This window comes from Segetibacter sp. 3557_3 (assembly GCF_004354985.1).
In the GTDB taxonomy this organism is placed as follows: Bacteria; Bacteroidota; Bacteroidia; order Chitinophagales; family Chitinophagaceae; genus Segetibacter.
This window is the reverse complement of record NZ_SMSK01000004.1, coordinates 424,782-435,841: the sequence shown is the minus strand read 5'-3', so window position 1 is coordinate 435,841 and position 11,060 is coordinate 424,782. Positions and strand designations below refer to the sequence as shown.

12 protein-coding genes and 1 tRNA gene are annotated in these 11,060 nt (G+C 45.2%); 8 read left to right on the top strand and 5 right to left on the bottom strand.

The annotated features are described in order from the left end of the window. Positions 1-46: 46 nt before the first annotated feature. The 5 genes from EXU57_RS09725 to EXU57_RS09715 form a co-directional block, all read right to left on the bottom strand. Positions 47-334: a DNA-binding protein gene (locus tag EXU57_RS09725; RefSeq protein WP_133267995.1), complete on the bottom strand. Its 288-nt coding sequence runs from the start codon at positions 332-334 to the stop codon at positions 47-49. A 291-nt stretch (positions 335-625) separates the two neighbouring features. Then, positions 626-802, bottom strand: coding sequence for a hypothetical protein (locus tag EXU57_RS25070; RefSeq protein WP_165958095.1), 177 nt, complete (start codon positions 800-802; stop codon positions 626-628). 16 nt (positions 803-818) lie between these two features. Next, the gene (locus tag EXU57_RS25065; RefSeq protein ID WP_165958094.1) at positions 819-956 is read right to left on the bottom strand and encodes a hypothetical protein; all 138 of its coding nucleotides are present in this window, start codon (positions 954-956) and stop codon (positions 819-821) included. 204 nt (positions 957-1,160) lie between these two features. Continuing rightward, positions 1,161-2,432, bottom strand: a complete 1,272-nt coding sequence (locus EXU57_RS09720) for a site-specific integrase (protein WP_133267994.1) — start codon at positions 2,430-2,432, stop codon at positions 1,161-1,163. Between the two features lie 275 nt (positions 2,433-2,707). Then, positions 2,708-2,781, bottom strand: a tRNA-Pro gene (locus EXU57_RS09715). Between the two features lie 105 nt (positions 2,782-2,886). Here EXU57_RS09715 and EXU57_RS09710 point away from each other — a divergent pair. From EXU57_RS09710 to EXU57_RS09675, 8 genes are all read left to right on the top strand, one after another. Beyond that, the gene (locus EXU57_RS09710) at positions 2,887-4,152 is read left to right on the top strand and encodes a dihydroorotase (protein WP_133267993.1); all 1,266 of its coding nucleotides are present in this window, start codon (positions 2,887-2,889) and stop codon (positions 4,150-4,152) included. 12 nt (positions 4,153-4,164) lie between these two features. Beyond that, entirely contained in the window at positions 4,165-4,689 is a 525-nt protein-coding gene (locus EXU57_RS09705; protein ID WP_133267992.1) for a DUF4199 domain-containing protein, read from the top strand. Continuing rightward, on the top strand, positions 4,689-5,630 hold the full coding sequence (locus EXU57_RS09700; protein WP_133267991.1) for a glycosyltransferase family 2 protein: 942 nt from the start codon (positions 4,689-4,691) through the stop codon (positions 5,628-5,630). Before EXU57_RS09705 ends, EXU57_RS09700 begins: the two co-directional genes overlap by 1 nt. Positions 5,631-6,289: 659 nt before the next feature. Further along, a complete protein-coding gene (locus EXU57_RS09695; RefSeq protein WP_133267990.1) occupies positions 6,290-7,405 on the top strand; it encodes a glycosyltransferase in 1,116 nt (371 codons plus the stop codon). Positions 7,406-7,414: 9 nt separating this feature from the next. Continuing rightward, on the top strand, positions 7,415-8,446 hold the full coding sequence (locus tag EXU57_RS09690) for a dehydrogenase (protein ID WP_133267989.1): 1,032 nt from the start codon (positions 7,415-7,417) through the stop codon (positions 8,444-8,446). Positions 8,447-8,786: 340 nt separating this feature from the next. Beyond that, positions 8,787-9,362 (top strand): SIS domain-containing protein, encoded by a 576-nt coding sequence (locus EXU57_RS09685; protein WP_133267988.1) that lies wholly within the window; start codon positions 8,787-8,789, stop codon positions 9,360-9,362. An 88-nt stretch (positions 9,363-9,450) separates the two neighbouring features. Beyond that, on the top strand, positions 9,451-10,143 hold the full coding sequence (locus tag EXU57_RS09680; protein ID WP_133267987.1) for a nucleotidyltransferase family protein: 693 nt from the start codon (positions 9,451-9,453) through the stop codon (positions 10,141-10,143). A gap of 338 nt (positions 10,144-10,481) precedes the next feature. Then, positions 10,482-11,051 carry a D-glycero-alpha-D-manno-heptose-1,7-bisphosphate 7-phosphatase gene (locus EXU57_RS09675; protein WP_133267986.1) on the top strand — a complete coding sequence of 190 codons (570 nt, stop codon included), beginning with the start codon at positions 10,482-10,484 and terminating at the stop codon, positions 11,049-11,051. The last annotated feature ends 9 nt before the right edge of the window (positions 11,052-11,060 follow it).

Here is an 11,060-nt window from a genome sequence, read left to right as displayed (position 1 = left end):
TATACATTCGAGAATTACTTAACTCCAGTTCATAACCGCTCTTTGCTTACTGATCATCCACTTTTACAAAGGGGGTCAACATCACCGGAATAGGGGGGTCAATATCAGCGGAATTTACATGCAAAGTGCCGGGCGAAATCTTCAACATCCTGCGCACCTCATGCGATTTCATCCACTTTTTAGCAGGAGAGGTCTGCTGAACTTTCAACACCGACAGCAGTTCATCCAACAGACGCTTTTTAAAGTGTTCCAGGTCATCAATGGTAATAAGCTGGGAGGCATAGATCTTTTGTGGGTACGAGGGTTCTTCTACCCTGTTGTAATTTTTTTGCATAACTCACTTTTTCAATTTCACTAATCATTACAAACAATCAATCGATATTATAAATCTACATATCAGTTGAAATAAAAAGATTGATAAATGTCACTATATAACGAATTGGATAAAACCTTGATTGTTCTTCACTCCCACTTACCATGGTTCTAATGAAATCAATTATGCTTGCTTGCCATCGATACTGTTTAAAATGTCAATCCGCAGAGGAGAATAGCCAATCTGGCTCATATAGCCAGCTTCCAAGAAATCTTGTTTTTCAAAACGCATTGATGAAAGCCCAAAATCTGACTAAACCTGGAGCCTCCGAGTTGCATTAACCTCCAAAACATCGATCCAAATGTGAACGTCTGCGGTATGACGAGGTTTACCATGAAAAGCAAGCGCATAACCTCCAACAATCATGTAGTCAACCTCATGCTGGATTAGTAGTTTTACAAAGTCTTTGAAATCCTTTGCAAGTGTCATGCTTTGTTTTTCCGTTTTAAATTTTCCGTTTATCAAGTGTTTGTCCCTTTTTTAAAGATAGCCAGACAATAGAGGTTACCGCTGCCACCCTTTCCAATGGTGATTTGCTCAACCAATAGTCGAGGTCATCGCCGGCATCATCAGCTTTTTTCAAGGCAACCTTTCTGACTACCGGGGTAATCTGCCGGATATGAGAAACATTCTCTGTGGGCCGGGATACAACAACTGTTGCTTCGGGCTAATATCAGCAATTCCGAATGACTAATATATGGCTGATATTTGTTAATTGTAGTCATTAAACGATTGCTTACAAATAGTTCTTCAAAAAGATTTTGGATATGCTTGTTTAACTCCCGATCTACATTCCGCTTGTGTTTTGTTGAACCTCGTTTTTATCTGGCGTATTTCCTTGGAGCTTCTCTCTTAATAGCTTCATATCATCACTCAACTTTCGCTCAACAACCTTGGCGTAAACCTGCGTAGTAGAAATCTTCGTGTGGCCCAACATCTTACTGACCGACTCCATAGGTACCCCATTGCTAAGGGTCACTGTGGTAGCAAACGTATGCCGGGCCAGGTGAAATGTAAAGTTCTTTTCAATTTCACAGACGTCTGCCAGTTCTTTTAGGTAGCTATTTAGCTTCTGATTTGTCATCTTCGGCAACAAAGTTCCTTCAGCATTGCACTTTGCATTGTTCCTGTACCTCTCTAGAATCTCCATTGCCTTTGGCAGAAGTGGAACCTTTACGGGAGTGCTTGTTTTTTTCCGTTCAGTCATAACCCAGTATTCCTTGTCTATCCCGATGATCAGGTTTTCAGGCTTCAGGTTTATAGCATCGATATACGCGAAGCCTGTATAACATGCAAATACAAACAGGTCTTTCACCACCTGCATACGTTCAAGCTTAAAGTCTTTGTTTTCTAAACGGGTCAACTCTTCACGCGTCAGATATCCTCGTTCATACCTTGTAAACTTGAGCTTATATGCCTTAAATGGATCCTTCACCATCCACTCGTTTTTTAGTGCAACATTGATCATCTTTCTAAATCGCTCCATGTGCTTCATCACCCCGTTATTGTTTAATGGCTTATGATGGTCAAGGGGCTTGTATGTTTTCAGGTAATACTCAAATTCTGTTACGAAGCGGTACGTGATCTCATTTATTGGAATGTCCGCGACTTTGAGCCGTTGTTTCATGAAAATCTGAAGGTACTTCTGCGTAGTATGATAGTTCTTCATAGTTCCCCATGAAAGGGATTCCTTCATGTCGTTGTTGTGGTAGTTGACGAGTTTACATAAGGTAAACTCCTCCTTTTCTTTCCCGAAGTATGCCTCTTTGAACGACTTAGTATCGACGACCTTTTTACTCAAAGTCATTTCGCGGTAACATGCTACCAGACTCGAACGCATCTGCTCCAGGTAGTTATTGAGGTTTCGGTATTCGTCTCTTATCGGCTTTGCCATTCCTCGCCCTTCGTTCCAATGACTAGGTTGTATCTGGTGTTTCAAACTGAATTCAATCCTTTTTGTATTGATCGTTATTCTAGCATAAATGGGCAGTAAGCCGGCCGAAGTTTGCACCTTCCTGAGGTGAAAAACAACGTTGAAGGTGTTTGATGCATTTGCCATACAATCTTGTAGTTTAGTTGGTTTTCAATTGTTTATGATTTCCATTTGGGATTTCTGAAAAAGTGTTCAAAAACACGTTATGTACTTGCCATAACCCGTTCAGTCTAAATCTGTTGCAGCGGATTCGGTTACAGTAAATTAAATAATCGATTAGTGTAACCGATTCTGTCGCACGACAATTGAAGTTTTTTGATATGAATTGACAGGCTAAAAACGAAAAAAGCCCGTAAACACTTGGTTTTACGAGCTTTTGACCTAAGAAGAAACCGATATTGTCGGGATGACAAGATTCGAACTTGCGACCCCACGCCCCCCAGACGTGTGCGCTACCGGGCTGCGCCACATCCCGATCATTGGCCAAATCCGGCGATTACACCGATGCTTCAGCGGCGGCAAATGTAACCGCTTTTTATAAAAATCAATCTATATTGCACAAAATTTTGTCCCCCTATACATGAAGCTTTTACTAAAGCAAACGCTGATTGCCAACCCGGGCGCTAAACATCACCTAAAGGTTAAGGACGTTCTGATCAGTGATGGTATCATCGAAGATATTGCAGACGAACTGAACATACCCGATGCCCGTCTCATCCAATTGGAGGGACTCACCATTTCGCCGGGCTGGATTGACACCTTCGCGCACTTCAATGATCCGGGGTTTGAATTCAAAGAAACCATCGAAACAGGGGCTGAAGCCGCTGCGGCCGGAGGTTTTACCCATGTATTTGTCATCCCAAACACATCACCCGTAATTGCCAATAAGGGGCAAGTAGAATACATAGTTCAAAAAGGGCGCGACCTGGTTGCACACGTCTTGCCGCTCGGCGCCGTGACAAAAAACGCAGAAGGTAAAGAGCTTGCCGAAATGTACGACATGCGCAACAGCGGCGCGATTGCATTTTCCGACGGCACATACCCGGTGCAAACACCAGGCTTATTGCTTAAGGCATTGCAGTATGTTAAGGCCTTCAATGGCATCATCATCCAGCTTCCCGTCGACCAGTCCATTGGCGGACAAGGCCTGATCAACGAAGGAATAACTTCAACCCAACTTGGCCTTCCGGGCATACCGGCTATTGCAGAAGAACTGATGATTGCGCGCGACGTCGCCCTTGCAAAATACACCGGCAGCCGGCTCCACATCAGCGGTATCTCCACGCAAAAAAGCATAGAGATGATCACCAGTGCAAAGGCCGAAGGGGTTCATATCACCTGCAGTGTTACACCTTATCACCTCTATTTTTGCGATGAGGACCTGCACGATTACGATACCAACTTAAAAGTAAATTCACCCCTACGCAGCAGGAACGATATGCTGGCACTCCGCGAAGCCGTCGCCAATGCACAGGTCGATTGCATCGCCACCCATCACCTTCCACAGGATTGGGACAATAAAACCTGCGAATTCGAATACGCGAAAAATGGTATGATCGGTCTTGAAAGCACCTTTTCCGTTTTCAATAGCCTGTTCCCCGACTTGCCGGTTGAGCAACTCCTGGCCTTATTCACCTCAAAGGCAAGAACCATATTCGGGCTTCAGCAGGTGAAGGTTGAAGCAGGTGAAAAAGCGGATCTCACCCTATTCACCCGCGGCGATCACTTCACTTTTGCCCGCGCAAATGTAAAAAGCAAGTCGGTCAATAGTCCCTTTATAGGCCGCCAATTAAAAGGACGTGTCATAGGCATTATCAATAAAGAGAGAGTATATTTGAACGATTAAACAACTGTTCTTATGGAGAAAAATGTAACCACCCCGGTAGTTAAAGGCCTTATCATTTCTTTGGCGCTAATTGTATACGGCCTGGCCCTGTACTTTACCGGCCAGTCAATGAACCAGGGTCTTGGCTCCGTCCAGTACCTCATATTGGTGGGTGGTATCATTTGGAGCTGCATCAGCTACGCCAACCAGATGAACAATAATGTAAGCTTTGGAAATGTATTCGCCCATGGCTTCAAAACAACTGCCGTTACAACGGTTATTGTAATCATCTATTCTGTAATCGCATTCAAGTTTCTGTTTCCTGATATGATGGATATGGCCATGGAGAAAACACGCGAAACCCTCGCAGAAAAAAACATGACCGACGAACAGGCCGACCAGGCGATTAGCATGACGAAGAAATTCTTTGTGCCGTTTATGATCGCCGGGATCCTGTTTGCCTTCATGATCGCGGGCGTGATATCTTCGCTCATTGGTGCCGGTATTGCCAAAAAGAATCCACGCGATCCATTTGTCAACCAGGTTAACCCAGTTTAATGGATCTTTCTATTGTTGTTCCACTATATAATGAAGAAGAGTCGCTGCCTGAACTTTGTGCATGGATAGACCGTGTTATGGCGGAGAACAGCTATTCTTATGAGATCATTCTTGTTGATGATGGAAGTACCGATGATAGCTGGCTAGTCATAGAAAAACTCCGCGATCGCAACCCAAATATCAAAGGCATCAAGTTTCAACGTAACTATGGCAAGTCTGCCGCACTAAACGAAGGTTTCAAAGCAGCGCTTGGCGAAGTGATCATTACCATGGATGCCGACTTGCAGGACTCCCCCGACGAGATACCCGGCCTGCGCGCCATGATCAACAACGATGGCTTCGACCTCGTAAGCGGATGGAAAAAAAAGCGTTACGATCCCTTATCAAAAACTATCCCAACCAAATTCTTTAATGGTGTTACAAGCCGTATCAGTGGCATTCACCTGCACGACTTCAATTGCGGACTAAAAGCTTATAAAAGAAAAGTGGTAAAAAGCATCGAGGTATATGGCGAAATGCATCGCTACATTCCGGTGATGGCGAAGTGGGCAGGCTTCCGGAAAATTGGCGAAAAAGTAGTGGAGCACCGGGCACGTAAATATGGCACCACAAAGTTCGGCTGGGAAAGATTTATCAATGGCTTTCTCGACCTGGCGACCATCACGTTTGTCAGCAAGTTTGGCAAACGGCCAATGCACTTCTTCGGACTTTATGGAACCCTTTGCTTTTTCATTGGCTTTTGCATGAGCGCCTACCTCATCATTGCCAAAGTAGTTTCAAAAGAATTTGCGCTTACCAACCGGCCGGCTTTTTACATTGCCCTTACCACCATGGTTATCGGTATGCAACTTTTCCTTGCCGGTTTCATCGCAGAACTCGTTGCCCGAAACAGCAGCATCCGCAACTTCTACCTGATCGAAAAAAAGGTCGGCATCAACTAAAGTACCTGCCAGGATAACGGTTTTTTTGGTACCGGCATTTATCTGCGTGGCATCATCGTTGCCTGCCCGGATGCCTAGGTCGGACGGGCCCGCCCGGATGCCGAGGTCGGACGGGCGTCGCATTCCGTTCATCTTTTGTTCATTGTTTGAGCAATGGTTTTCTTGTAGGTAGTGGGTATTGGGTATTGAGGTTTTGGGTATTGAGGCAGTTGATAGGTAGATTGGTTGACAAGTTGAAAGGTTGATACGTTGAAAGGTGACAAGTTGAAAGATTAACAACCTGACCAATGGAATTGAAAAGCGGATCGGTTGGTAAGATAAAAGGTCGATAAATTGATAAGTTGACTTTTTGAGTTGAGAGCGGACCGGTTGATAAGTGGACAAGTTGAAAGGTTGATAAGTTGAAAGGTTGACAAGCTGAACATTGGAATTGAAAAGCGGATCGGTTGGAAAGGTGAAAGGTTGATAAGTTGACTGCCGATGTTGAAAAGTGAATTGGGCGAAGAGTTGAAAAGTTCATTGGTAGTGTAGCTGAATCCTGACTGGTTCCCTGTCGAACTCGCTTCCTGTGCAATAGCCTTTTTTGAATTTTTACTTTTGACTTTTGCCTTTTCCCGTTTCCTTTTTTGCATTTTTAATTTTACATTTTTAATTTTTAAATGAACGTCGTCATCATCGGCCCGGCGCATCCGTTACGCGGTGGACTTGCTTCGTTTAACGAAAGACTCGCCCGTGCATTCCAGCAAAACGGTTCGGCGGTTGCGATCTATACTTTTTCACTGCAATATCCCGGCTTCCTTTTTCCCGGCACCACCCAATATTCATCTGAACCCGCACCCCGTGACATCAACATCAAAGTGCGGATCAATTCGGTAAATCCACTCAACTGGCTGTCGGTCGGTAATGAACTGAAAAAGCTGAACCCCGATCTTATCGTTGTTCGTTACTGGTTGCCCTTTATGGGACCCGCACTTGGCACCATCCTGCGACTGGTTAAAACAAACAAACACACCAAGGTTGTGTGCATTGCCGATAACGTGATCCCCCACGAAAAACGACCCGGCGACAAACCATTCACCCACTACTTCATTAAGCCGGTTGACGCCTTTATAACCATGAGCACAAAGGTCATGAACGACCTTCGCTCCATAACCAATAAACCTGCACTCGAAATCGTACATCCGCTGTACGATAATTTTGGCGAACCGGTAGCAAAAAGGATCGCACGCCAACACCTGCACCTGCCGGAAGAAAAAATCATCCTGTTCTTCGGCTTCATTCGCAACTACAAGGGCCTCGACCTGCTCCTCGAGGCAATGGCACTCGACGAAATAAAAGCGTCAGGTATAAAACTGTTGATTGCAGGTGAGTTTTACGAGGACCGCAAATTTTACGACGCCATCATCGAAAAACACCAGCTGGCTCCCTCCCTTCTGCTCCATACCGATTTTATTCCCGACAGTGAGGTCAGGTACTATTTAAGTGCTGCAGACTTTGTAATTCAACCCTACCGTAATGCCACCCAAAGCGGGGTTACTCCCCTCGCCTATCACTTCGAAAAACCAATGCTGGTAACAAATGTTGGCGGCTTGCCGGGCATGGTTCCCGAAGGCAAGGTGGGCGTAGTTTGCGAACCCAACCCGGCCGCAATCGCAAATGGCATTACCCGGTTATACGAATTAGGTGATGCGCATTTTTTGCCTCACCTTCGCGAAGAGAAGAAAAAGTACAGCTGGAACAACCTGATCCGGGCTATACAGGACCTCATAAAATAACCACACAGTTTGCCGAACAATCTTTTTCGAAGCCGTGCTCCGCTCAGAATTGGCCTTGCAGGTGGCGGTACGGATGTAAGTCCCTATAGCGATATTTACGGTGGTGCAATCCTCAATGCAAGCATCTCGCTTTATGCACATGCAAGCATTGAGCACATCGATGAAAACGCCATTGTCATGCAGGCCCTTGATCGCCATGAAGAACAACGCTTCGAATGGAACAGCGAACTTCCGGTAAATGGCAAACTCGACCTGTTAAAGGGCGTTTACAACCGTATTCAAAAAGACTATGGGGTACCGCTCACCGGCTTCAAATTATCTACGTATGTTGATGCACCGGCCGGGAGCGGCCTCGGTACATCTTCTACCCTGGTAGTTGCCATCATCGGGGCTTTTGCCGAAATGTTGCGACTGCCACTTGGCGAGTACGATATGGCACAATATGCCTACCAGATCGAACGAAACGATCTTGGACTTGCCGGCGGAAAACAGGACCAATATGCAGCTACCTTTGGCGGAGTAAATTTTATGGAGTTCTACGAAGCTGATAAAGTGATCGTAAATCCATTACGCATACGCAGGCAATACCTGAATGAACTCGAAAATAACCTGGTACTGTACTTTACCTCTACCAGCCGTGAAAGTGCTACCATTATTAACGAACAGGTAAAAAATGTAAACAGCAACAATGAACGGTCGATCGAGGCGATGCACCAGCTAAAGGAGCAGGCCAAGATGATGAAGGAGGCCTTGCTGAAAGGACGCCTGCATGAGATTGGTGAAATACTCGATTTCGGGTTTTTACAAAAGCGAAAAATGGCAGCGAATATTTCCAACAGCAGCATCGAAGAACTTTATGAAGCAGCCAAAAGAGCGGGTGCAACAGGTGGTAAAATCACCGGGGCCGGAGGCGGCGGTTTTATGGTTTTCTATTGCCCCGGTAACACCCGTTATCGCGTAATTGAAACGCTGGAGAAATTTGGCGGCCAAAGCCGAAGCTTCCAGTTTTCACCGCATGGTATGACAAGCTGGACTGTTTAGGGAATTGGGTATTGAGGTATTGGGTATTGGGTATTGGGAAGAAAAGTTGATTGGTTGATAAGTTGACTGGTTGAAAGCTCCGATGAACAACACAGTTGAGGAATTATCAATGGGAGTAGGAAGTTGATTGGTTAATAAGTTGACAGGTTGAAGGCTCCGATGACCAACACGGCTGAAATCGGCCGCAAACAAATGCCGTGATAGCCGGTTGCCTGGTTGATAGCCCTGCTGCCTTCCATCTATCATTCAAACATATAACACTCAACATATACCACCTAACATATAACATTCAAAATTAAAAAAGCAACCTGCCAAAAGAAAAAGGTGGTGCTTAGTTAAAATGACAAACCAGATCACAACAATAATCGAAGAGTCGATAGCTGTTAAACAGGCCATCCTTGCTGATCCGCTGCTAAGTCATACGATCAGTGAGGTGATTAAAGTGGTTACGCAGGCACTATCTTCCGGTAAAAAGGTACTCTTTTGTGGTAATGGCGGTAGCGCAGCAGATGCTCAACACCTTGCGGCAGAATTTTCAGGCAGGTTCTATAAAGACCGGCGTGCACTGCCTGCAGAAGCCCTGCATTGCAATACTTCATACCTAACAGCAGTTGCAAACGACTACAGTTTCGATGTCATCTATTCCAGGATTGTTGAAGGAATTGGTAATGGTGGGGATATACTCATTGGTCTCAGCACTTCAGGAAACTCTGCCAATATTGTTAAGGCTTTTGAAACGGCCCGGAAAAAAGAAATGATTACGATAGGCCTCACCGGCACTACCGGCGGCGTCATGAAGGCCTACAGCGATTACCTGTTAAATGTACCTTCAACGAATACCCCACGTATCCAGGAAGCACACATCATGATCGGTCATATTATTTGCCAGGTCGTGGAGGAAAACATCTTCCCCTGATTGGTATGATTCTTATCATTAAGCCTGGCATTTAACGGCAGCTCATTGCAATATAAGCCGTGGTAAATAACGGAATAAAAGCGTCCACATGATTACAGAAGCGATCATATTAGCGGGTGGTTTGGGAACACGTTTACGCGAGGTTGTACCGGAACTTCCCAAAGCAATGGCACCCGTAAATGGGAAGCCATTTCTTACCTATGTAATCAACCACCTGAAAAGCCAGGGTATTGAAAAGTTCATTTTTGCACTCGGTTACAAAAGCGAGGCAATAGAAAACTTCATTGTCACCGACATGCCGTCAATTCGTTATAAAACAACTGTTGAACCGGAACCGCTTGGCACCGGTGGCGCGATCAAACTCGCCTGTAGTAAGGCCACGGAAAAGTCTGTGCTTGTTGTAAACGGCGATACCCTCTTTAAATTTGACGCACTAAAGCTCACAGGCTTCCACGAACTTTCAGGTGCAAATTGCACGCTTAGCCTGAAATGTATGCACGACTTCGACCGCTATGGCGTAGTGGAACTTGATGAAGATCTGACCATCAAAAGCTTTGAAGAAAAGCAACACTATAAAAGCGGTCTCATTAACGCCGGTGTTTACGCTTTACACGTTGAAAAGTTCCTTGCAGAAGAGCTCGGTGAGGCCTTTTCATTTGAAAAGGATTACCTCGAAGCGCTGTATGACAAACGCCGGATGTTTGGCGTTGAACAGGACGAATACTTTATCGATATCGGTCAACCCGAAGATTTCGAAAGAGCGCAGGTGGAACTGAAATGATTTGCGGATTGTTCAGTACCGATAACAGCATTTTAGAAAACAGGTATTGGGTATTATGGTATTGAGGGACCAAGGCGATGATTGGCTAACACTAGGAGCAGAATGAAGTAAAGATGTTCCTTTTTAATTTTACATTTTTCATTTTTCATTTTCTTCACCGCAGAGAACGGGAGAACCGGACGCAACGCAGAGAAAAGAATTGCAGTTCAAAGCCCAACTACTCCCCTTCCAATCCTTTATACCTATACCTTAATACCTTACCTTAATACCTTACCTTAATACCCAATACCTTAATACCCAATACCTCAATACCTATACCCAATACCCAATCTCAAGCCATGACACCCCTTTCCAAAATCAACCACAACTGGACACTATTCCTCGATCGTGATGGCGTGATAAACGTAGATATGGAGGAGGGTTACATCCTAAGCTGGGAAGGGTTTGAATTCCTTGAAGGCTCACTCGAAGCGATCCGGATATTGTCGGGCATATTTGGAACCGTTGTCATCGCCACCAATCAACGCGGTATAGGCAAAGGCCTGATGACCGAAGCCGACCTGACCGACATACACACCCATATGTTACACCAGGTAAAGGCAGCCGGGGGAAGGATAGACAAAATTTATCACTGCGCCTCCCTCGACGATGAGGCGCCTTGCCGTAAACCAAACATCGGTATGGCTCATGAGGCAAAGTCTGATTTTCCCGAAATCGAATTTACCAGCAGTGTAATGGTGGGTAACAGGTTAACCGATATGGGCTTCGCACGCAATGGACAAATGCTGGCGGTATTTATCGCATCTACAAACCCCGAAGTTCCCTTTCCACACCCGGATATCGACTATCGTTATGATAGCCTGTATGAATTTGCGCTGGCAGTAGAGGCGGCTATAACAAAAACCTAAAAACCGGGC